The 21,768-nt window shown below is 69.6% G+C and carries 19 protein-coding genes; 5 read left to right on the top strand and 14 right to left on the bottom strand.

Annotation, left to right across the window (positions count from 1 at the left end):
• Positions 1 to 30: 30 nt before the first annotated feature.
• Positions 31 to 1,602 (bottom strand): M20/M25/M40 family metallo-hydrolase, encoded by a 1,572-nt coding sequence (locus J7500_RS03810; RefSeq protein WP_294060114.1) that lies wholly within the window; start codon positions 1,600 to 1,602, stop codon positions 31 to 33.
• Positions 1,602 to 3,293, bottom strand: coding sequence for a M28 family metallopeptidase (locus J7500_RS03805; RefSeq protein ID WP_294060113.1), 1,692 nt, complete (start codon positions 3,291 to 3,293; stop codon positions 1,602 to 1,604). Before J7500_RS03805 ends, J7500_RS03810 begins: the two co-directional genes overlap by 1 nt.
• 126 nt (positions 3,294 to 3,419) lie before the next feature.
• Here J7500_RS03805 and pepN point away from each other — a divergent pair, with 126 nt between their 5' ends.
• Positions 3,420 to 6,008, top strand: coding sequence for an aminopeptidase N (pepN, locus tag J7500_RS03800; protein ID WP_294060678.1), 2,589 nt, complete (start codon positions 3,420 to 3,422; stop codon positions 6,006 to 6,008).
• 83 nt (positions 6,009 to 6,091) lie between these two features.
• Positions 6,092 to 6,574: a methylated-DNA--[protein]-cysteine S-methyltransferase gene (locus tag J7500_RS03795; protein WP_294060112.1), complete on the top strand. Its 483-nt coding sequence runs from the start codon at positions 6,092 to 6,094 to the stop codon at positions 6,572 to 6,574.
• 6 nt (positions 6,575 to 6,580) lie between these two features.
• Here the strand turns inward: J7500_RS03795 and J7500_RS03790 are convergent, their stop codons facing one another.
• Complete coding sequence (locus J7500_RS03790) at positions 6,581 to 8,200, bottom strand: alkaline phosphatase D family protein (RefSeq protein ID WP_294060111.1); 1,620 nt, start codon at positions 8,198 to 8,200, stop codon at positions 6,581 to 6,583.
• Between the two features lie 136 nt (positions 8,201 to 8,336).
• Between J7500_RS03790 and J7500_RS03785 the strand changes: the two genes are divergently transcribed.
• Positions 8,337 to 9,875 carry a phospholipid carrier-dependent glycosyltransferase gene (locus tag J7500_RS03785; protein WP_294060110.1) on the top strand — a complete coding sequence of 513 codons (1,539 nt, stop codon included), beginning with the start codon at positions 8,337 to 8,339 and terminating at the stop codon, positions 9,873 to 9,875.
• Here J7500_RS03785 and J7500_RS03780 read toward each other — a convergent pair.
• The 3 genes from J7500_RS03780 to J7500_RS03770 are packed head-to-tail and all read right to left on the bottom strand — an operon-like array spanning position 9,833 to position 12,475.
• The gene (locus J7500_RS03780; protein WP_294060109.1) at positions 9,833 to 11,011 is read right to left on the bottom strand and encodes a glycosyltransferase; all 1,179 of its coding nucleotides are present in this window, start codon (positions 11,009 to 11,011) and stop codon (positions 9,833 to 9,835) included. The genes J7500_RS03785 and J7500_RS03780 overlap by 43 nt on opposite strands.
• Before the next feature lie 10 nt (positions 11,012 to 11,021).
• Positions 11,022 to 11,552, bottom strand: a complete 531-nt coding sequence (locus tag J7500_RS03775) for a DUF2141 domain-containing protein (protein WP_294060108.1) — start codon at positions 11,550 to 11,552, stop codon at positions 11,022 to 11,024.
• On the bottom strand, positions 11,549 to 12,475 hold the full coding sequence (locus J7500_RS03770; protein WP_294060107.1) for a hypothetical protein: 927 nt from the start codon (positions 12,473 to 12,475) through the stop codon (positions 11,549 to 11,551). The genes J7500_RS03775 and J7500_RS03770 overlap by 4 nt, the downstream gene beginning before the upstream one ends.
• Before the next feature lie 185 nt (positions 12,476 to 12,660).
• On the opposite strand from J7500_RS03770, the gene J7500_RS03765 reads away from it, so the two are divergent.
• Complete coding sequence (locus J7500_RS03765) at positions 12,661 to 13,755, top strand: glycosyltransferase (protein ID WP_294060106.1); 1,095 nt, start codon at positions 12,661 to 12,663, stop codon at positions 13,753 to 13,755.
• Here J7500_RS03765 and J7500_RS03760 read toward each other — a convergent pair.
• From J7500_RS03760 to pyrE, 8 genes are read right to left on the bottom strand one after another with little or no spacing between them, the layout of a single operon-like run.
• Complete coding sequence (locus tag J7500_RS03760) at positions 13,740 to 15,770, bottom strand: TonB-dependent siderophore receptor (protein ID WP_294060105.1); 2,031 nt, start codon at positions 15,768 to 15,770, stop codon at positions 13,740 to 13,742. The genes J7500_RS03765 and J7500_RS03760 overlap by 16 nt on opposite strands.
• Positions 15,767 to 16,387 (bottom strand): maleylacetoacetate isomerase, encoded by a 621-nt coding sequence (maiA, locus tag J7500_RS03755; protein WP_294060104.1) that lies wholly within the window; start codon positions 16,385 to 16,387, stop codon positions 15,767 to 15,769. Before maiA ends, J7500_RS03760 begins: the two co-directional genes overlap by 4 nt.
• A 17-nt stretch (positions 16,388 to 16,404) precedes the next feature.
• Positions 16,405 to 17,583, bottom strand: coding sequence for an AI-2E family transporter (locus tag J7500_RS03750; RefSeq protein ID WP_294060102.1), 1,179 nt, complete (start codon positions 17,581 to 17,583; stop codon positions 16,405 to 16,407).
• Positions 17,580 to 18,455, bottom strand: coding sequence for a signal peptidase I (gene lepB / locus J7500_RS03745; protein WP_294060101.1), 876 nt, complete (start codon positions 18,453 to 18,455; stop codon positions 17,580 to 17,582). Before lepB ends, J7500_RS03750 begins: the two co-directional genes overlap by 4 nt.
• The gene (gene acpS / locus J7500_RS03740) at positions 18,455 to 18,883 is read right to left on the bottom strand and encodes a holo-ACP synthase (protein ID WP_294060100.1); all 429 of its coding nucleotides are present in this window, start codon (positions 18,881 to 18,883) and stop codon (positions 18,455 to 18,457) included. The genes lepB and acpS overlap by 1 nt, the downstream gene beginning before the upstream one ends.
• The gene (locus J7500_RS03735; RefSeq protein ID WP_294060098.1) at positions 18,880 to 19,152 is read right to left on the bottom strand and encodes a hypothetical protein; all 273 of its coding nucleotides are present in this window, start codon (positions 19,150 to 19,152) and stop codon (positions 18,880 to 18,882) included. The genes acpS and J7500_RS03735 overlap by 4 nt, the downstream gene beginning before the upstream one ends.
• A complete protein-coding gene (locus J7500_RS03730; RefSeq protein ID WP_294060096.1) occupies positions 19,149 to 19,877 on the bottom strand; it encodes a pyridoxine 5'-phosphate synthase in 729 nt (242 codons plus the stop codon). The genes J7500_RS03735 and J7500_RS03730 overlap by 4 nt, the downstream gene beginning before the upstream one ends.
• Before the next feature lies 1 nt (position 19,878).
• Complete coding sequence (gene pyrE, locus J7500_RS03725; RefSeq protein ID WP_294060094.1) at positions 19,879 to 20,460, bottom strand: orotate phosphoribosyltransferase; 582 nt, start codon at positions 20,458 to 20,460, stop codon at positions 19,879 to 19,881.
• Positions 20,461 to 20,639: 179 nt separating this feature from the next.
• Between pyrE and coxB the strand changes: the two genes are divergently transcribed.
• A complete protein-coding gene (gene coxB, locus J7500_RS03720) occupies positions 20,640 to 21,767 on the top strand; it encodes a cytochrome c oxidase subunit II (RefSeq protein WP_294060677.1) in 1,128 nt (375 codons plus the stop codon).
• Position 21,768 lies beyond the last annotated feature (1 nt).

The raw sequence follows: 21,768 nt of genomic DNA, 5'->3' as shown, positions 1-21,768 counted from the left end.
CTTTCAGGGAGGGGAGAAGAGCGGAGAGCCTCACTTGGCCATCGGTCCCTTGTAGAGCGTGCCGAAGAAGTCGCCCTTGTTCCACACCGGGCGCTGGTCGGCGTCGGCGATGGCGCGGGCGATCGCATAGTTGAGGCTGACGAAGCGCAGCCCCTGCTTCCAGTCGATCAGCCCGACTTCGTCCGAAGGCTGGTGGTAATGCTTCTCGACGAACTCCTTCGAGGCCGCGGCGCCGGGGCCGCCCGGGCCGAGGTCGAGCGACACGGCGGGGATGCCCGCCTTGACGAAGCTGTAGTGATCCGAGCGGACGAAATAGGCCTGCTCGGGATCGGGATCGGGGACCAGCTTGACCCCTTCGGCCGCCGCGGCCTGCTCGACGAGCTTGCCCACCGAGCTGCGGTCCGCGCCATAGGCGACGAGATCGACGAAGTCGTAGGTCAGGATCGGCATGTCGAGGTTGACGTCGGCGACGATCGACCCCTTGGGCACGGTGGGATTGGCCGCGAAATATTCGGAGCCGACCAGCCCCTGCTCCTCTGCCGTCACGGCGACGAACAGCATCGAGCGGTGCGGGCGCTTGCCCGACGCCTGGAAGCGGCGCGCGACCTCGAGCATCGCCGCGGTGCCGACGGCATTGTCCATCGCGCCGTTGTAGATCGTGTCGCCGGTCGCATCGGCCTTGCCGACGCCGACATGGTCGAGGTGCGCCGAGAGGACGACATATTCGTCCTTCTTGTCGGTACCTTCGAGCACGCCCGCGACATTGTTCGCAGTGAGCGTGCGCACCGCAGTGGTCGTGGCGCCCGTCGCGGTGACGCCGAGGGCACCACGCGGCAGCGGCTTGCTCGCCTTGTCCGCGGCGAGCACCGCGTCCCATCCGATCTTCGAGCCGGCGAACAGCTTCGCCGCGCCGTCAAAGCCCAGGTAAGCGAAGGGCGGCGCAGCGCCGGTGCCGGGCGCGCCCTGCCAGGTCATCGCCTCGTCCTCGGCATAGGCGACGCTCTCGGCGAAGGGGAAGATCGCGTGACGGGCATTGCCTTCGAGCAGCAGCACGCCGGCCGCGCCATGCGCGGCGGCGGTGCGCGCCTGCTCCTCGGGCTGGCCGAGATGCGCACGCACGTCGCTGGGGAGCGAATGCGGCGAATCGCGCAGCACCGCGACGATCGCGCCGCGGACGTCGAGACCCTTGTACTCGGCCTCGCTGCCATAGCCGGCGAAGACGACCGGGCCCGAGACCGCGACCTTGGGCGCCGCCGGAGTCGCGCGGGCGAGATAGTCCTTGCCCCATTCGAGCGGGAGGCGGGTGGCGCCGCGGGTGAGCACTAGGCTGCCGTGATCGGCGGCCTTGTAGGCGACGAGCGGCACCGGCTGGAGCCAGCCGCCGTTCGCACCCGCGGGCTTGAGGCCCGCGGCGAGCATCTGCGCGGCGACATATTGTTCTGCCACCGCCAGCTCGGGCGAGCCGGTGTCGCGGCCCTTCATCGCGTCGGACGCGAGGAACTGGACATGCGCCTTGAGCGCGGCGGCGTCGGGGGCGAGCTCCTGGGCGGCGGCGGGGGCCGCGGCGAGGAGCGGGAGCGCGAGGAGGAGGAGGTGGCGCATCACTTTTCCATCGGTCCGCCGAAGGTGGTGCCGAAGAAGTCGCCCTTCTTCCACATCGGCTTCTGGTCGGCGTCGGCGATCTGGCGCGCGATGCGATAGTTCACGTCGACGAAGCGCACGCCCGATTCCCAGTCGATCGGTGGCGTCTGGACCACCTGGTCCGAGGGCTTGTGGTAATTGCCCGAGAGGAAGGCGTCGGTCGCCGCCTTGCCCGGACCCTTCTCGCCCGGCCACAGGAAGACCGAGGGGATGCCCTGCTGGACGAAGCGATAATGGTCCGAACGGACGAAGAAGGCTTCGTCGGGGCGCGGATCAGCCCCCACGCCGACGCCGATCTCGGCCGCGGCCTTCTGCACCATCTCGCCCAGCGTCGAGTGCGCCGCGCCGAACGGCGTCACGTCTTCGAACTTGTAGGTGATGATCGGCATGTCGAGGTTCACGTCGGCGACCATGTTGCCCTTGGGCACCGTGGGGTTGTGCGCGAAATAGTCCGAGCCGACGAGGCCCTTCTCCTCGGCGGTGACCGCGAGGAACAGTATCGAGCGGCGCGGCGCCTTGCCGGACGCCTTGAAGCGGCGCGCTTCCTCGATCAGCGAGGCGATGCCCACGGCATTGTCCATCGCGCCGTTGTAGATGGTGTCGCCCTTCGCATCGGGCTTGCCGACGCCGACGTGGTCTAGGTGCGCCGAGAGGACCACGACTTCCTGGCCGGCCCTGGGATCGCTGCCCGGCAGGATGCCGGCGACGTTGTAGCTGGTGATCGGCGTGGTCTCGGTCTTGAGCGCGACGCTGAGCGTCGCCGGAAGCTGGACGGGCTTGAACACCGCCGCATCGTCCTGCGCGAGCTTGGCGACGTCGGCCCAGGGGGTCTTGGCGCCGGCGAACAGCTTGGCGGCGCCGGCCTGGCTCAGCATGCCGAGCCCGGGAGCGGTGGGCGTCGGGATATAGCCGGTGCCATCGGCATGCGCCCAGGTGACGCGCGGGCGGTCATAGCTGCCCGCGATCATCGCGAAGGGATAGCTGCCGCGGCCGGCGCGGGGCGATTCGAGCGTGATATAGCCGACCGCGCCCTTCTTCATCGCGATCTCGGCCTTGGTCGCCGGGCTCGAGAAGTGCGCGCGCTCCTCGCTGGGGAAGGCGCTCGGCGCGCCGCCGAAGAAGGCGACGATCTTGCCCTTCACATCGGCGCCCTTGTAGTCGTCGCGGCCCAGCCCGACGATGCCATAGCCGACGAAGACCACCGGCGCGCTGACGCTGTAGTCGGTCTTGGCCGGGTTGGCGGCGGGGACGAAATCCTGGCCGAAGACCAGCGCCTCGGGCGCGCCCCCCTTGCGACTGAGCGCGAAGCTGCCCTTGTCCGCGGGCTTGTAGCTGAGCAGCGGCACCTTCTGCAGATACGAGCCTTCGTCGCCGGCGGGGCGCAGCCCGGCCTCGTAGAACTGCGACGCGACATATTGCGCGGCGATGTCATACTCGGGGCTGCCCGCGTCGCGCCCGCGCATCTGGTCCGAGGCGAGGAACATCACATGGCTCTTGAACGCCGCCTGGTCGGCGGGAAGCTCGGCGTTGATCGCGGCATTGGCCTGGGCGGCGCTGAGGGCGGGAGCGGGGGCCGGCGCAGGCGCTTCCTGGGCGATCGCGGCTGTGGTGGAGAGCAGGGCCAGGACGAACGGCGCAGTCGATCGAAACATCAAGAGAAACCCTCTGAATCCGGGGAAATGCCGCATCGGTAGCATTTTGCGACTGGCAGGCAATGCCGTAATCCCACGCGAGAAACTGATGGCGAGGCGCGGCCGCTGTCCTATATCGCTGTCATGATGGCAGACGCTCAGATCGCAAACCAGCTTCCCCACGTCACGCGCCGCGAGGACTATCGCGCTCCCGACTGGCGCGTTCCCGAGATCGCGCTCGACTTCCACCTCGATCCCGCCGCGACGCGCGTGCGCGCCACGCTCAAGGTCGAGCGGAACGGAGAGAACCAGGCGCCGCTGCGGCTGCTGGGCGACGGGCTGACCGCGGTGGCGGTGCGCGTCGACGGCCAGGATGCGGCCGGCTGGTCGATGGACGGATCCGATCTGGTGATCCCGCTGGGTGGCGACGCCCATCTGGTCGAGACCGAAGTGGTGATCGCGCCCGAGCGCAACACCCAGCTGATGGGCCTCTATGCCTCGGGCGGCATCCTGTGCACCCAGTGCGAGGCCGAGGGCTTCCGCCGCATCACCTTCTTCCCCGACCGGCCCGACGTGCTCAGCACCTATCGCGTGCGGATGACCGCCGACAAGGCGCGCTTCCCGGTGCTGCTCGCCAATGGCGATCCCGTCGCGCAGGGCGAGCTCGAGGGCGGCAAGCACTGGGCCGAATGGCACGATCCTTTCCCCAAGCCGAGCTACCTCTTCGCGCTGGTCGCCGGCGACCTGGTCGCCAACCGCGGGACCTTCACCACCCAGTCGGGCCGCGAAGTGCAGCTCGGCATCTGGGTGCGTTCGCCCGACCTGCCCAAGACCGACCATGCGCTCCACGCGCTCAAGCTGGCGATGGCGTGGGACGAGAAGGTCTATGGCCGCGAATATGACCTCGACGTCTTCAACATCGTCGCGGTCGACGATTTCAATTTCGGCGCGATGGAGAACAAGGGGCTGAACATCTTCAACAGCCGCTACATCCTCGCCGACCCGGATACCGCGACCGATTACGACTATGACGCGATCGCCGCGGTGGTCGCGCACGAATATTTCCACAACTGGTCGGGCAACCGCGTCACCTGCCGCGACTGGTTCCAGCTGAGCCTCAAGGAAGGCTTCACGGTCTTTCGCGACCAGAGCTTCTCGGCCGATCAGGGCTCGGCCGCGGTCAAGCGGATCGAGGACGTGCGCGGGCTTCGCGCCAGTCAGTTCCCCGAGGACGCCGGCCCGCTCGCCCACCCGGTGCGCCCCGACGAATATATCGAGATCAGCAACTTCTACACGGCGACCATCTACAACAAGGGCGCCGAGCTGATCCGGATGATGCACACCATCCTGGGCCCGGAGAAGTTCCGCGCCGCGACCGATCTCTATTTCGCGCGCTTCGACGGCACGGCCGCCACCTGCGAGGATTTCGTGCGCTGCATGGAGGAAGCGGGCGGAGTGGACCTCAGCCAGTTCCGCCGCTGGTACGGCCAGGCGGGCACGCCGCGCGTCTCGGCCACGCTCACGCGTGACGGCGGCAAGGCGCGGCTCAAGCTCGAGCAGGCGGTGCCGCCGACGCCGGGCCAGCCCGACAAGGCGCCGATGGTGCTGCCGCTGCGGGTCAAGCTGTTCGGCAATTTCACCGGCCGTTCGATGTGTGACGAGCAGCTGGTGCTGCTCAAGGATCCGTCGACCGAGATCGTCTTCGAGAACCTCACCGAGCAGCCGGTGCTCTCGATCAACCGCGGCTTCTCCGCCCCGGTGATCGTCGAGACCAACCGCACGCCGGCCGACCTCGCCTTCCTCTCGGCGCACGACGACGATCCGTTCGCGCGCTACGAGGCGATGCAGCAGCTGATGCTCGACACGCTCGTCGGTGCGGTACGCAACGGCAGCGCCGACCATGGCCCGGTGATCGAGGCGGTGCGCAATACGCTGAGCGACACCAGCCTCGACCGCGCCTTCGTCGCCGAGGCAGTGCTGCTGCCTTCGGACAGCTTCATCGGCGACCAGATGGCGGTGGTCGATCCCGAGGCGATCTTCCGCGCCCGCGAGGCGCTCAGGGCCGAGCTCGGCACCGCGCTCGAGCGCGAGTGGCGTGCTGCCTATGAGACGGCGCGGGCCAACCGCTTCGAATATTCGCCCGCGGCCAAGGGCGCGCGGCGGCTCAAGAACGTCGCGCTCGGCTATATCGCGGCGACCGGCGCGGCGGATGCGGCCGAGCTGGCGTTCGGCCAGTTCGAAGGCGCCGACAACATGACCGACCGCCAGGGCGCGCTCACCACGCTCGCCAATGGCGCCTCGACGCTGCGCGAGCGCGCGCTGAAGGGCTTCTACGATCGCTATGCCGGCAACGCGCTGGTGCTCGACAAATGGTTCCAGACCCAGGCGCTGTCGACGCGCGACGACACCGCCGAGAGCGTCGAGCGGCTGGCGGCGCATCCCGACTTCACGCTCGCCAACCCGAATCGGGCGCGTGCGCTGATCGGCGCGTTCAGCGTCAACCAGCGCGCGTTCCACTCGGGCGAGGGGCGTGGCTATCGCTTCGTCGCGGACCAGCTGATCGCACTCGACAAGCTCAACCCGCAGACCGCGGCGAAGCTGATCCCGCCGCTCGGCCGCTGGAAGCGCTTCGACGAAGGCCGCGCCGCCAGGATGCGCGCCGAGCTCGAGCGCATCGTCGCGACGCCGGGGCTGAGCAAGGACATGTTCGAGCAGGCCAGCAAGTCGCTCGACTGATCGCGCTTTGAACGGAAGCACCGGGAAGCGGCCGCGGACGTGGCGGGCCATAGCGTCATGGACACCTTGAAGAGGAGCGGACCATGACGCTTTCGACCACGACCGTCGCTTCCCCCGTCGGTGAACTCAAGCTGGTGGCGAGCGACGCCGGGCTTGTCGCGATCCTGTGGGAGAACGACGATCCCGCGCGCGTTCGGCTCGGCGCCGCGACCGAGAATGCGGCGCATCCGGTCCTCGCCAGCGCCGCGGCGCAGCTGGCGGAATATTTCGCGGGCAAGCGTACGCGGTTCGACGTGCCGCTCGATTTCCGCGGCACCGATTTCCAGAAGCGCGTCTGGGCCGAGCTGCTCGCGATCCCCTTCGGTGAGACGCGCTCCTACGGCGCGATCGCCACGAAGCTCGGGCGCCCCGGTGCTTCGCGTGCGGTGGGCGCGGCGAACGGGCGCAACCCGATCTCGATCATCGCGCCGTGCCACCGGGTGGTGGGATCGACCGGCAAGCTCACCGGCTTCGCGGGCGGGCTCGAGGCCAAGGCCTATCTGCTGGGGCTGGAAGCCGCCGCCTAGCGACGCTCAGGCCATCAGGTTCCGTCCGCGCGCAACCGTTGCGCTGTGTCCGACGGTGGCGCGAGTTGAGCGTTCGACGATCGTGTCGAGGAACACCCAGTCGTTGGTCGCGCGGTCGGGCGTGAGGGTCAGCGCCATATAGCCGCGGCGGCTGGTGTCGCACCATTTGAGCTCGCGGCTGGCGCCGACCATCGCCGCGGCGACACGTTTGGGATCGATCGCGAGCGAATTCTCATAGCCGGGCGAAGTCACGCTGTGCCCGGCGAATTCGACGCCCGCCGGCTTGCCATCCTGCGCCAGGTCGAATGCCCAGGCATTGTGGCTGTCGCCGGCGATCACGAGCAGATTGGCGCCCGCTGCCTGTGCCGATTTGAGGAAACGCGCGCGCGCCGCCGGATAGCCGCCCCAATTGTCCATTTCGTTGGGGAGCCCCGCCTTGGCCGCCGCCACTGCCGCGGCGACATAGGCGCGGGTCTTGGCCGAAGCGTCGGGCGCCAGCCAGCCGAGCGCGTCGGCGGGGGTGCGCATCTCGCCCATGATCGTGCCGAAGCCGACCAGCTGCCAGCGCTGCCCGGCGCGCACCGAGCGCGCGAGCCCCTGCGCCAGCCAGGCCTCCTGCGCGCTGCCCAGCATCGTCGCCGCCGGATCCTGCCACGGCCCGTCGCGGAAGGCCTTGAGCGCGGCGGCCGGGTCGGCTTGCTGGAACAGCGGGGCGATGTCGGGCGCCTGGGTGCGGCCCAGCAGCCGGCTCTCGGTGCGGAAGAAAGTGGCGAGCGTGCCCAGCTCATAGCTCGCCCAGGGATCGTCGGAGACGGGCATCCATTCGCGGAACACCTGGATCGCCGCAGCGCGCCGCGCATTCCAGTCGCCTTCGTCCGGCTGGTGGTTCTCGGCGCCGCCTTCCCAGCTGTTGTTGGCCGATTCATGATCGTCCCACTGGATGAGCATCGGCTTGGCCGCATGGAGCGCCTGGAGGTCGGGGTCGCTGCGATAGCTGGCGTAGCGCAGGCGATAGTCGGCGAGCTGGATCATCTCGCCTTCGGGCTCGGGCCAGCGGCCGCCGACCGCGCCGGCCGCCGGGGCATAGCCGCCCTTCTTATATTCGTAGAGATAGTCGCCGAGGTGGATCCACAGGTCGATGTCGTCGCGCTGCGCCGCATGGGCATAGGCGTTGAAATAGCCGAAGGGCAGGTTGGAGCAGGAGAAGATCGCGATGCCGACGCGGCGCGCGTCGTCCCGCGGCAGCGTCCGGGTGCGACCCACCGGGGAGAAGGTGCCGTCCGGGCCGACGAATCGATAGAAGTAGCGCGTGCCGGGCTCGAGGCCGGTGACGGTGATCTTGGCGGTATGGTCGCGCCACGGGCCGGTGATCGTCTCGCCGCCGGTCACCACGCGGGCGAAGTCCTGCGTCTCCGAAAGCTCGACGCGCAGCCGTGCCGCGCCGCCGTCGGCGGGCACGTAGCGCGTCCAGAGCAGCATCGATTGCTGCTGGGGCTCGCCGCTCGCGACCGAATGGGTGAAGCCGCGCGCCAGGCCCTGCGCGAGCGCGAAGCCGGGAATCGCGAGCGCGCCCAGCCCCAGCGTGCCGGTGAGCAGCAGCGAGCGGCGGTCGGTCGTAAGCGTCATTGGGGGCCCCTTTTATGATCTGGTGCGCGCTTCCTGCCGCCGCTGCATGGAATTACTGTGACAGTCGCCCCGGATCGGGCATAGGAACGGCGACGACTGGACTGGGACCGCCAATCGCCTTGACCTTGCCTACGCCATGACAGCCACGACTCCGCCCCGCGCCGCTGCGCTCGGCCATGGCGCGGCCTTTGCCGCGCTCTTCCTGCTGCTCGCGCTGCTCGCGATGACTCGGCCGATCGACCATGACGAGAGCCAATATGTCGCCGCTGCGGTGCTCACCGGCCAGGGGCTGCTGCCCTATCGCGACTATGCCTATCTCCAGACGCCGCTCCAGCCTCTGGCGTTCGGCTGGATGGCCAAGGCGCTGGGGCTCTATGCCTATCCCGGGCTGCGGCTGGTCAATGCGATGCTCGGCGCGCTGGCGGTGTTCTTCGTCTACCGCGCCGCCCGCGCCGGCGGCGTGTCGCTGCGCGCCGCGCTGATCGCTGCCGGGCTGTTCGCGACGACCGATATCCTGCTGTTCGGCACCGGCATCGCGCGCAACGATGCGCTGCCGGTGGCGATGCTCGCGGGTGCGCTGTGGCTGATCGTCGCCGGAGAAGGGCGCCCACGCACCCCGGCCGCAGCCTTTGCCGCAGGGCTGCTGCTCGCCGCGGCGGCGGCGACCAAGGCGAGCTATGCGCTTCCCGCCGCGGCCTATGGCGCCTGGACCTTGCTCGACCGCCAGCACCGCCCGCTCTGGGTCGCGGCCGGCGCGGCCGTGCCCTGCGCGCTGGTGCTGTGGCTCGCGAGCCTCGCGCCCGAGGCCTTCTGGTTCGGTGCCTTCACGTTCCCGGCCGATGCGCCGCAGCAATATTATTCCACCGGCGGGCGCGCCTATAAGCTCACGCTTGCCTTTCGCCTGCTGGACCTTGCCAAGTTCCTCGCGCTCGGCGCGGCGTTGCCGGCGCTGGTGCTGGTCGCGACGCGCGTCTTCCGCCAGCATGGCGAGCGCGAGCGGATCGACTGGATGCTCGACCTGCTGATCGCGGCGGGGCTGCTCTCGGCAGTGCTTCCCGAGCCGACCTGGCGCCAATATCTGCTGCCGATGCTGCCGCCGCTGTTCGTGCGGCTGGCGCGCGCCTGCCGCGGCCAGGTGCTCCCGCAATGGCAGCGCACGGTCTTCGCCGTGTTCGCGCTCGCCGGGCTGGCGCCGACGATGATCGCCTTCGGCCGCGCGGCGATCGAGGGCAATCCGATGGTGCGCGTCGTCGACGAAGGCCAGGCGATCGACCGCGCGCTCGACGCGGCAGGCGTGCAGGGTCCGGTCGCCTCGATCGCGCCGCAGCTCCTGCCCGCCGCCGGACGCCTCCCCGACAAGCGCTTCGCCGCCGGCCCCTTCTATTTCCGCAGCCGCGCGCTGATCTCTCCGGCCGAGGAACAGCGCTTCCATCTCATGTCCGCCGATCGCCTGCGCGCGGGCGACTTGCCCCAGGCAGTGCTGATCGGCGGCGAGGCGGCATGGTCCGGGGGCGAGGCGAAGCTCGACCAAGCGATCGAGCGGATCGCGGCGCTGCGCAAGGCGCGGCGCGTCATGGTCGATGGCGGGCGGCTGCGGTTGCTGCTGCTCGGGCCGGGCCCGACCGCCGGGCTTCAGGCGGCGGTGCGGCCGCGGTTGGCGAGCAGGTCCGAATAATAGGCCATCAGCTCGGCGGCGTGGTCCTCGTCGCTGCGAACCTGGCTCGCGGCATGGCGCGCGGCGGCGCGCAGGATCGCCGGCTCGCGCGCGAACATGCGGCGGATCGCCTCGGCCGCCGACAGCGCGTCGCGGGCGCGATAGGTCTCGGCGAAGAGCGGGTCGGCGATCTCGGCGAAGCCACCCTCGTCGGGGCCGATCAGCGGCAGGCCCGACGCGAGTGCCTCGGACGCGACCAGCCCGAACGGCTCGGCGTCCGATCCGTGGATCAGCGCGTCGCAGCTCGCCATGATCCGCGACAGCCGGACGCGGTCATAGACCGGGCGGAAGATGCGGATGTGCGGACTGCCGGCGATGCGATCCTCGAGGTGGCGCCGCTCGGGGCCGTCGCCGATCAGGATCAGCCCCACCGGAATGTCGGTCGCGGCGGCCTCGACGGCGTCGATCACCAGCGGCCAGCGCTTCTCCTTGTGGTGGCGCCCCAGCCCGAGCACCAGATGCGCCTCGGGCGGCAGGCCGCATTGCTCGAGCAGCGCGACGCGCAGCTTCTCGTCGCGCAGATCGGGTGAGAACCAGCGCCGCTCGATCCCCAGCGGCATCGATGCATGCACCGTCATGCCGCGGCGGCGGAATCGCTTCGCCAGTGCCGGGCCGTTGGTGACGAACGCGTCATAGTGCTGGAGGAAGCGGTTCATGTAGCGCGTGTACCAGTCGAACGCCCGCTCGACCTGGATCGGGGTCGCCACGCTGTCGAGCCAGCGCTGGGGATAGGCGCCGATATTGTCGCCGTGCGCGAAGAAGACCTTGAGCGCGTCGCCCTTCCACGCCGCCACCGTCCAGCACGGGCGCCAAGGCGAGCTGGTCTCGACGACATCGGGTTTCAGCCGATCTAGCAGCTCCCAGATCGGCTCGTCCTTGACGAAGATTCCGTAGTTCCGGTCGAGGATCAGCGGCGGCGCCTTCATCCAGTAGATGCGTCCGCCGCCGGGCCGGTCCTCGACCGAATCCTCGAGCGCGGGCGCGACGACGATCAGCTCATGGCCCATGTCGGCCATGATGCCCATCTTGCGGTCGAGATAGGTGCGCACGCCCCCGCCGGTCGGCGAGTAGAATTCGTTGACGTCGACCACGCGCATGGGCGTTTCCTCAGTCGATCGGGCCGAAGCCGCCGAGCCCGCGAAGATATTGGGCGCGCACCGTGATGCCCCCGCCCGCGGGCGAGACGTTGAGCAGCGCCTGGTGCAGCTTGGGCCGGCTGCGGCCGAGCCGCTGGTTGCTGGGGAAGCCGGCGCCGTCCTGCCAGAAGTTGAACTTGTTCTTGCCGTCGCGGTCGTGCGTGAAGAGCAGCGCCCATTGGCCGGCGCTCGGCGCACGGATGCAGACGGTCACCGGGCCCGAGGCTGGCATCGATGCCCAGACGCGGCGGAAAGGCTTGCCTTCGCGGCGGAGATCGCGGTCGTCCTTGAGGAAATCCTCCTCGGTCGCCGGATAGAGCTCGACCTTGAGCCGGCCGGTGCGGTCCTTCAGCCCTTCGACATGGACGAGGATGCGCGGGCCGCCGGGGAGCGCGCACGAGCCGTCGGTCGGGTCAGCCGCCGCCGCGGGCGGGGCAGCGACGAACGCCAGCGTTCCCGCGGCGAGGGCCAGCGTGGCCGAAGCGGCGAGCGTGCGGATCATTGCGTCTTCCTCGTGAGCAGCGAATGGATGCTGAAGGCGGCGATCAGCGCAACATGGACGACCAGGCTGAGCGCGGCAATCAACGCCATCAGGTTCGAAAGCGACTCGCCCTGGCCGATCAGCATGATCGCGAAGGTGGCGAAGACCAGCTCCTTGTTGGGGACGAGCGGCAGGCGCCAGGCGAGCAGCCGCGCGGCGGCGAGGAACAGCCAGACGACCAGCGCGACCTGCGGCATGGCGGCGTGCCAGGCGAGCGCGATGAAGAACGAACCCGAAAGGAGGCGCAGGCAATGGATGCCGAAGATCCACCAGAGCGTCGGGCGCGGGAGCGAGAACACGCGGCGCGAGAAGATCAGGAAGGGCAGCGACGTGGCGATGATCAGCCCCAGCGAGCCGAGTACCAGCTTCTGCTGGACCGCGGTCAGCAGGTTGATGCCGAAGGGCAGCGCGAGCGTGATGCCGAGGAAGGTGATTCCGTTGCCGGCGATCGCCGACAGGATCATCACGTCCTTCACTGCGCCGAAGGGCGCCGCGACCATCTGGGTGCGCTGGCGCGCCCAGGCGTAGAAATAGGCCTCGCCCGAATAGCCGAGCAGCACTTCGTTCGAGATGCGCTTCTTGTGGAGCGCGGCCATGCCGGAGAGCGGGATGCGCCACAGCCGCCGGAAGATGACGTAATCGAAGGTCGGCGGACCGAGATAATAGAGTGCGAAGGCAAGATAGAAGAGCGGGTTGGTCGGCACCGAGCGCGACAGCGCGCCCAGCCCGGAGCCGAACAGCTCGCGCGCCAGCGCACCGATCATCAGCAGCGTCAGCGCGCCGCCGAGCAGCGTCGGCCAGCGCCGCTTGATCTTCTCGACGGGCTCGAGCCCGGCGAGGTCGGGGGCGCTGGGCAAGGGGGCTTCGACAGCGCTTGCGTTCACCGAAGCCTCCACAGCTGGTTCGTTCACTTGCTTCTTTCCGCTGCCGACTGGGCGCAATTCTTTACGTTTCCGCTCTTGCCCCCCTCCCCCAAGGCGTCGGCACGCGCGGCAAGGGGCCGATGACAGCAGAATGCGGTTTATTGCGGGGGCGATTTGGGCTTTAGCGTGGCAATCCGCAAGGTTTCATGTTGCAACACAGCATTTCCTCCTCTGCACAGCACATCCTTACCTATGCGCAGACGCTGCGTGGCGGGGGTGTCGAGCGCGCACTGCTGCGCATGGCCGGCGGCTGGCTGCGCGCTGGCCGGCGCGTGACGTTGGTGCTGGGCTCGGCCGAGGGCCCGCTCGCCGCCGAGCTGCCGCAGGGGATCGAGCGAATCGACCTGCACGACTCCGGCTATCGCGCGCTGACGGCGCTGCCCGGCCATGTTCGCGCGCTTGCACCCGATCTGATCTTCTGTCCGGGCAACCATTACAGCGGGATCGCCGCATGGACGCGGCTGCGGCTGGGGCGCGATTGCCCGCCACTGGTCGCCAAGGTCTCCAATGCGTTGGTCCGCGCCGAGCTGGGACCGGTCGCCGCCTGGGGCTATCGCCGCTGGCTGCGCATGCACCCGGCCTTCGTCGACGCGCTGGTGGCGATGACTCCGGCGATGGCGGCCGAAGCAGTGGCGGAGACGGGGATGCCCGCCGAGCGCGTGCACGTGATCGCCAATCCGCCGGCCGAACCGCGCCCCGATGCCGCGGCGGTGCCGCTGCCCGCGGGGCGCTACATCATCGGCGTCGGCCGGCTCGAGCCGCAGAAGCGCTGGGATCGCGCGATCGCCGCGCTGCCGCGGCTCGCCGATCGCGGGATCAAGCTGCTCATCCTCGGCGAAGGCAGCCAGCGTGCTGCGCTGGAGGCGCAGGTTCGCGCGCTCGGGCTCGAAGGGCGCGTGCTGATGCCCGGCCACGCCGGCGATCCGCTGCCGGCGATCGCAGGCGCTGCGGTGGCGCTGCTCACTTCGGACTATGAGGGCGTGCCCGGTGTCCTGCGCGAGGCGCTGTCGGTGGGAACGCCGGTGGTCTCGACCGAATCGAGCGTCGCGGTGCGCGAGATCGTCGCCGCGCCGGAGCATGGCAGCGTGGTCGCGCGCGACGATGCCGCCGGGCTGGTCGCGGGGCTCGACTATTGGCTGGCGCCGGGGCGCGCGCGGCCCGAGCCGGTGCTGTCAGCGGGCGATCCGATCGCCGACTATCTCGCGCTGTTCGACGGTCTCGTGGCTCAGCGCAGCCGGTAGCGCATTCCCAGCCACAGCGTGCGCGGGCTGGCGCGCTCGACCACGCCGGGTCCGCTGATCCCCGCCTCGACGCGCGCATCGGCGAGGTTCTCCGCGCGTGCCTCGACCGTCAGGCTGCGAGCCAGCGGTAGCGCCGCGGCGGCGTCGAGCGTGAAGGCCTCGGCCAGGCTGCGGCTGTTCTGGTCGTCCTCAAATTGCGGCCCGGTGTAGCGCCCCGTGAGCGAGAGTCCCGCCTCGCCGCGGCGCCACGCGGCGGTGGCCGATGCCTGGTGGCGCGCGGTCTGCGCGGGACGGAGCGTGTCGAGCGCGGCGGCGGCGTCCGCGGCGCGGACGCGCGCGTCAGTATAGGCATAGGAAGCCGCGAGGCTCAGCGGCCCGTGCTTCCAGCTGAGGTCGAGCTCGGCGCCCTTGGCGGCGATCCGATCGATATTCTGGCGCTGGCGGCTGACGCTGGTCGGCGTGCTGCTCAGCGTCACATTGGCGATCGCGTCGTCGAGCCGGTTCCAGAACAACGTCGCGCGCGCACTGAGCGCGGGGGAGGGCTGGAGGTCGAGCCCCAGCTCGGCGCCGGTCAGCCGCTCCGGCGAAAGGCCGGCGTTGGCGGCGGTCGAGTCGTTGCCGACGCGGAAGGGCCGGTAGAGTTCGTTGAGCGTCGGCAGCCGCCAGCCGCGATAGGCTGCAGCGCGCAAGGTCACGCCCTCGGCAGCGCGCAGCGCGGCGCCGGCGCGGCCCGTCGCCTCCCAGCCTTGGCGGTCGGGATAGGCCTGGCTGCCGGCGAGCGGCGCGCCGGTGCTGATCGCGCGCTGGTCGAGGAAGCCCTGCGCGATGCTCCAATGATCGAGCCGCCCGCCGAGGCTCAGCGTCAACCCGCCCGTCTCGTAGCTCGCATCGGCGAAGCCCCCGAGCGTGAGGTTGCGCCCGCCCGCGCGACGCAGATTGGCGGGCGTGCCGTTCGAAAAGCCGTAGCGCTCCTGCGTGCGCCCCTCGACGTGGCGCGCGTCGGCGCCCAGCCGCAGCGTCACGCCTCCGCCGACCGGCGGCTGGACTTCGACGCGCGCGCCGAGGCCGGTTGCCGGCACGTTGAACTGGTCGAGCGTCGGCGTCGCTCGGGTGCGCGCATCGTCGACGCTCGCGAAGCCGCTGGCGAAGGCGCGCGTCTGGACATAGCCGAGCGCCGACCAGCGCCATGCGCCGCGACCGACAAGACGCAGGCTCGCATCGGCGCCGTCGCTGCGGATCGAGGTGAAGTCGATGCCCCGGTCGCGGCGGTCGCGGAAACCGGAAAGGTTCGCCTGCAGCTCGGTGCCGCCGCCCAGCTCGATTACGCTGCGCAGCGCGAGGCTCGCCTGGTCATAGGGCGCCGGGCGGTCGGCGGCGCCGCGGTCCTCGGCGGCGACAGGCACGAAGCCGTCGCCGCGGGCATATTGGCCGGCGAAGGTGAAAACGCCGCTGCCGAGGCGCGCGCCGCCGACCGCCGAGGCGTCGAGCGAATCGCGGCTGCCATAGGCCGCGCGCAGCCCGAGCGTGCCCAACGCCTCGGGCGTCCCGCTCTCCAGCTCGATCGTTCCGGCGAGCGCCCCCGGTCCGGCATAGCCGCTTCCGCCGCCCCGCGTGATCCGTGCCGCAGCGAGCCGGTCGGGGAGATAGGCGGGGAAGGCCACCCAGCCCCCGAACGGATCGGCCTGGGGCACGCCGTCGAGCAGCAGCAGCGCGCGGCTCGACGCATTGCCGCCGAGGCCGCGCAGCGTGATTCCCTGCGAGGTCGGATGCGCCGAGCGCGAGTCGGAGCGGCGGAACTGCGCGAGCCCCGCGGCGTCGCGCAGCGAATCCTCCAGACGGCCGCTGGCCGTTTCTGCGAGCCGCGCGCGGTCGATCGTGACCACATCATAGGCGGCATCGCCCGGCGGCGCGTCGAGCCCGCGGCCGGTGACGACGATCACTTCTTCCTGGGACTGTGCCAGCGCCGTCGTCGGGGCAGCGAGCAACAGGCCCGCAGCAAGCGCGGTACGGTTCACTTGGGCGCCACGCGGTCCGGATGCGCCGCCGCGAATGGCTCCAGCGCCTGCGCGGCGGCATCGGCGCTGACCAGCTTGGGGAAGGCGTCGAGCGGCATGGCGAAGCGGCGCGCGTTGAACATCTGCGGCACCAGGAACACGTCGGCGATATTGGGCGCCGCACCGCCGAGGAAGGGGCCGTCGCCTGCCATCGTCTCGAGCGCCGTGAAGCCTTCCGAAATCCAGTGGCGCGTCCATTCGTCGCGCGCGGCATCGTCGATTCCCATCGCCTTGAGCCGGCGCATCACGCGCAGATTGTTGAGTGGGTGGATGTCCGCGCCGACCACCATCGCCTGGGCTAGCGCGGCGGCGCGCGTGTCGGGATCGGCGGGGATCAGCCGTGGTTCGGGGTAGCGCGCGTCGAGCCAGTCGATGATCGCCAGGCTCTGCGTCAGCACCTTGCCCTCGACTTCGAGCGCGGGGACGAGGCCCTGCGGGTTGAGCGCCAGATGCTCGGGCGCGCGCTGCTGGTTTTCGAGCAGCATCACCTGCCGGCGCTCGTACGCCAGCCCCTTGAGGTTGAGCGCGATCCGCACCCGATAGCCGGCGGACGAGCGGAAATAATCGTGGAGCAGCATCGAGACCCCTCGGTGGATTAAAGCTGCGTCGGTGCCGGCGGTTCCATTGGCGTGGGGGCAGGGGGCGGCGCGTGCGCATGGCTGTGCCCGAATCGCCAGCCGAAGCGGCGATGCCTGTCGGTACCAGCTCCGGCGCGCGCGGCGCGCTCGGCCTCGCTTTCGAGCGCGACCTTGATCATCGCCACCATCGGATCGGCGAGCGCGAGCCCCATCACGCCGAACAGCGTGCTCGACAGGATCTGCGCCGAGAGCGTGAGCGCCGGCGGCAGGTCCACCGTATGCTTGGCGACGAGCGGGATCAGCACATAGCCGTCGAAGGTCTGCACGCCGAAATAGACGATGATCGCCCAGAAGCCTTCGTTCACGCCGGCGCTGAAGCCGACCGACACCATCAGCACGCCGCTCAGGAAGGCGCCGATGTTGGGCACGAAGGCCAGGATGCCGGTGATAATGCCGAGCAGCAGCGCCATCGGCACGCCGACGATCGAGAGCAGGATCCAGGTGAGCACGCCCTCGAACGCCATGCCGAGCAGGCGGCCGGCGAGCAGCACGCGCAGCGTGCGCGCCATGCGGCCGATCGTGACCGAGAACTGGTCGCGCGTCTCGACCGGCACCATCCACTGCAGCCCGCGCTCGTAGATCCGCGGCTCGATCGCCACGAACAGGCCGATCGACACGATCATCAACAGGCTCGCGCCCGCGCCGAGCACCGATCCCACTGCCGAGGTGAGCCGCCCGATCGATCCCAGCGCCTGCTGCGCCATTCCGGTCAGGTCGGCTCGGCCGGGCATCAGCCCCAGGCTCGAGATCCAGTTCACCACCCGGTTGCCCTGCACTTCCAGCGTGGTGCGAAGCTGCTCGGCCTGCTGGGCGATCTGCATGCCGGTGAGATAGAAGACGCTGCCCACGAAGGTGACGACGAACACCACCACGAGCAGCAGCCGAAGCCCGCGCGGGATCGGCAGCACGCGGCCGAGCAGGCGCACGCCGCCGTCCAGCATCGACGCGAAGACGAGCCCGCCGAAGATGATCAGCAGCGGCTGGATCAGCAGCACGACCAGCGCCACGAAGATCGCGAGCCCGAACCACACCGCCGCGCGCTTGAGCTCGGCGCGGACCATCGGATCGCGGAGTTCGTTGGGGCCCGGCTGGCGGACGACCTTGATGCCTTCTGCCTCCGGCGAATCGGCGCTCATCGGGCGTCCTGCCGCGGATGGAGCGTGGTGCCGGCGCGGCCCGGGCGGAACGAGCGCGCCCAGGTCAGCGGGTTCCAGGTCGCGCTGCCGTCGAGCGAGAAGGTGATGAACTCGGCGCGGCCGCCCAGATTCTCCCAGGGCACCGGCCCGCCCAGGCCGTTGCTCCCGGCCACCGGGTAACGGCTGTCGGCGCTGTTGTCGCGATTGTCGCCCATCAGGAACACCCGCCCTTCAGGGATGCGGATCTCCGGATAATCGTCACCGGGGCTCCATCCGATGTCGATCGTGTCGTAGGAGCGGCCATCGGGCAGCGTCTCGCGGAAGATCGGCAGGCGGCAATAGCGACGGCCGTCGGGGGCCTGATAGAGCCGCCCGGGATATTGCATCGGGTCGCAACGGGTATTGGCGTCGACCGGGATCAGCCGCTCGCCGGCGGCGCGCCGCGGCACTGCGGTGCCGTTCAGATATACGATGCCGTCGCGTACCGCGATCCGATCGCCCGGCAGCGCGATCACGCGCTTGATGTAATCGGTGCGCGATCCCGGCGGCGTGACGATCACCACGTCGCCGCGTCGCGGCATGCGTCCGAACAGCCGGCCCGGGATGAAGGGCAGGACATGGAAGGTCGGCGTGACGAACGAAAAGCCATAGGGATATTTGGTCACGACCAGCCGATCGCCGACCAGCAGCCCCGGCAACATCGATTCGGACGGGATGTAGAAGGGCTTGGCGACGAAGCTGTGGAAACCGAGCACCGCGAGCACGAGCCACAATATCCCGCGAAGCTCCGCCCACCAGTCGGTACGCTCCGCGCTCGTCTGCTCGTCCGCCAAATTCCCGTGCCTCAACGCCAGATCGTCCGCGGTCGCCATCAATCTTCCTTCCCGACCGCCCCAGCTTCGATTCTCACTGCCTCGATCATCACCATGGCGAAGGCCCAGGGATGATCGTCGGTCAGCGTCAGGTGCACCCTGGCGACGTGACCGGCCGGAGTGATGGCGTCAAGCCGCGCCTTGGCGCCGCCGGTCAGCGCCAGCGTGGGCGCGCCCGAGGGTGCGTTGACGACACCGATGTCCTTCAGGAACACGCCCTGCTTGAACCCGGTTCCGACCGCCTTGGAAAAAGCCTCCTTGGCGGCGAAGCGCTTGGCGAGCGTCGCGGCGTAATTGTGCGGCCGGCGCCTGGCCTTGGCGATCTCGATCTCGGTGAAGGCGCGCGCCTCGAAACGGGCGCCGAAGCGGTCGATCGAATTCTGGATCCGCTCGATGTTGCATAGGTCGGAGCCGAGGCCGAGGATCATGACGCGAAGCCCAGCGCATATACAAGCAGCGCAGTCAACGCGATCGGCGGGATCGCGACTAGGACCAGCGCGAGAATCGGCATGCTGTCCCGGATCGCTTTCGCACTGCTCAACCAGAGCGCAAGCAGCAAGGGGCTTGCGATTGCGGACCATCGCCAGGGATTCGGCTCCGGGGCGGCGAGACCGAACAAGCCGGTAAAGGTCAAAATCACGCAGAATAGCGCTACCGGAAAATTGAATGCGAGCAGAACCGTGCGCGCGGCGCTCACCGCGCCTCGTCCATCAGCGCGCGCATGCGGCGGACCACCGGCGCGAGGCCGTCGAAGATCGCCTCGCCGATCAGGAAATGGCCGATGTTGAGTTCCATGATCTGCGGGATCGCGGCGATGGGCACGACATTGTCGAAGGTCAGCCCGTGCCCGGCATGCGGCTCGAGCCCCGCCTTGGCCGCAAGCGCGGCGGCGTCGGCGATGCGCTTCAATTCCTCGGCCCGCGCCGCTTCCTCGAGCTCGCAATAGCGGCCGGTATGGAGTTCGATCACCGGCGCCTTCAGCCGCAGCGCGGCGTCGATCTGGCGCTCGTCGGGCTCGATGAACAGCGACACGCGGCAGCCCGCCTCGCTGAGCTTCGCGACCATCGGCGCGAGGTGGTTGTGCTGACCCGCCGCGTCGAGCCCGCCCTCGGTGGTGCGCTCCTCGCGCTTCTCGGGGACGATGCACACGGCGTGCGGGCGGTGGCGCAGCGCGATCGCCAGCATCTCCTCGGTCGCCGCCATCTCGAGGTTGAGCGGCACGGGCAACTCGGCCGAGAGGCGCGCGATGTCGTCGTCGGTGATGTGGCGCCGGTCCTCGCGCAGGTGCGCGGTGATGCCGTCGGCGCCGGCCTCGGCCGCGAGCAGCGCGGCGCGCACCGGATCGGGATAGCCGGACCCACGCGCATTCCGCACGGTCGCGACATGGTCGATGTTGACCCCCAGGCGCAGCTTGCCGGTCACCTCACGCAATCGCCCGGCTGCCCGGCTTGACTGCCGGAATCGCGGCCAGCTCGGGCGGGAGCTGGTCGGCGGGATAGGCGGGCACGTCGAGCTTGAGCAGCGAGATCAGCGGCACCCCGACGTCGGCCTTGCCGTTCGAGCGGTCGACGATGCACGCCGCGCCGACCAGCTCGCCCGGGTGCTGGCGGATTGCGGCGATGCACTCGCGCGACGAAAGCCCGGTGGTGACGATGTCCTCGACCATCACCACGCGTGCGCCGGCAGGGATTTCGAAGCCGCGGCGGAGCTGGAACTCGCCGTCCTCGCGCTCGACGAACACGGCCTTGCAGCCGAGCGCGCGCGCCGTCTCGTAACCCGGGATGATTCCGCCGATCGCGGGCGAGACGACCATGTCGACGGGGCCGAACGTCTCGCGGATCAGCGCGCCCAGCGCGCCGCACACGCGCCCGGTGCGCGCGGGGTCCTCGAAGATCCGCATCTTCTGGAGGAACACCGGCGAGCGCAGCCCCGACGACAGGATGAAATGGCCCTCCAGCAGCGCACCCGCATCGCGGAACTCGTCCAGAATCTCGTCGCCGGTCAACGCTGCACTCCCTGTGATATAAGGCGAGGCGCACTCTTAGGCGCGGGGCCTATCCGCCGCAACCGCGCTCAAAAATGGGTTGAGAATGGCCTTGAGCTGCGTATAGGCCCTCGATTGGGTACTTCCTTATCTCACGCCTACGGCGCCTTTCGCGAACAGGGTGATTACACACGATGCGCATGCTTGGGTTGACTTCGATTGTCCTGGCAGCGGGGCTGGCGCTGGCGGCGCCGGGCCACGCCCAGAATGCGGCGGAGCCCGCAGCCGCTCCGGCCGCTGCCGCGCCTGCCGCCGCGGCTCCGGCCCCGGCTGCCACGCCGGCCGCAGCCACGCCGGCCATCGCCGACCCGACGCTCGACGCATCGGGCAAGCCGTTCAGCAAGGCGGTGCCGGGCATGGGCGAGCCGATCCCGGGCGCGTTCACGCTCCAGGACCAGGTGACCTCCACCGGCCGCGAGGCGCACTGGTTCCACAACACCGTGCTGCTGCCGCTGATCACGATCATCTCGTTGTTCGTGCTCCTGCTGCTGATCTGGGTGATCATCCGCTATCGCCGCTCGGCCAATCCGGAGCCGTCGCGCACCAGCCACAACACCTTCATCGAGATCGTCTGGACGCTCGTGCCGGTGCTGATCCTGATCGCGATCGCAGTCCCCTCGATCCGCCTGCTCGCCGCCCAGTTCAAGCCCGCGCCCAAGGGTGCCGTCACGCTCAAGGCGATCGGCAACCAGTGGTTTTGGACCTATGAATATCCCGATCACGGCGTGAACCTGACCTCGAACCTGCTCAAGGAGCAGAGCGAAGTCCCCGCCGGCCAGCGCTACCGCACCGATGCCGACGGTCCGCGCCTGCTCGCGGTCGATCAGCGCGTCGTGCTCCCGGTCGGCGTTCCGATCCGCCTCCAGACCACGGCGCAGGACGTGATCCACAGCTGGGCGATCCCCGCCTTCTGGATCAAGCTCGACGCCGTGCCCGGCAAGATCAACGAGACCAGCTTCACGATCGAGAAGCCGGGCCTCTATTTCGGCCAGTGCTCCGAGCTCTGCGGTGCTCGCCACGGCTTCATGCCGATCGCGGTCGAGGCCGTGAGCCCCGAGGTCTTCGCGCGCTGGGTCGCGTCGAAGGGCGGCAAGATGCCGGGCACTCCGGCCGAGCCGGCCACTTCCTCGGCCAACGACAGTGCCGACGACACCGCCAATGCGGCGTCGGACGCCGGAGCGCCGACCGTCAATGCAACCGCCGCGCCTGCGGTGACCAACAAGCCTGCCACGCAGAACCCCGCGGGCCTCGGACAAGCGGACCAATAAG

It is taken from the genome of Sphingomonas sp. (assembly GCF_017744835.1).
In the GTDB taxonomy this organism is placed as follows: Bacteria; Pseudomonadota; Alphaproteobacteria; order Sphingomonadales; family Sphingomonadaceae; genus Sphingomonas.
This window is presented reverse-complemented; position numbering and strand designations above follow the sequence as displayed.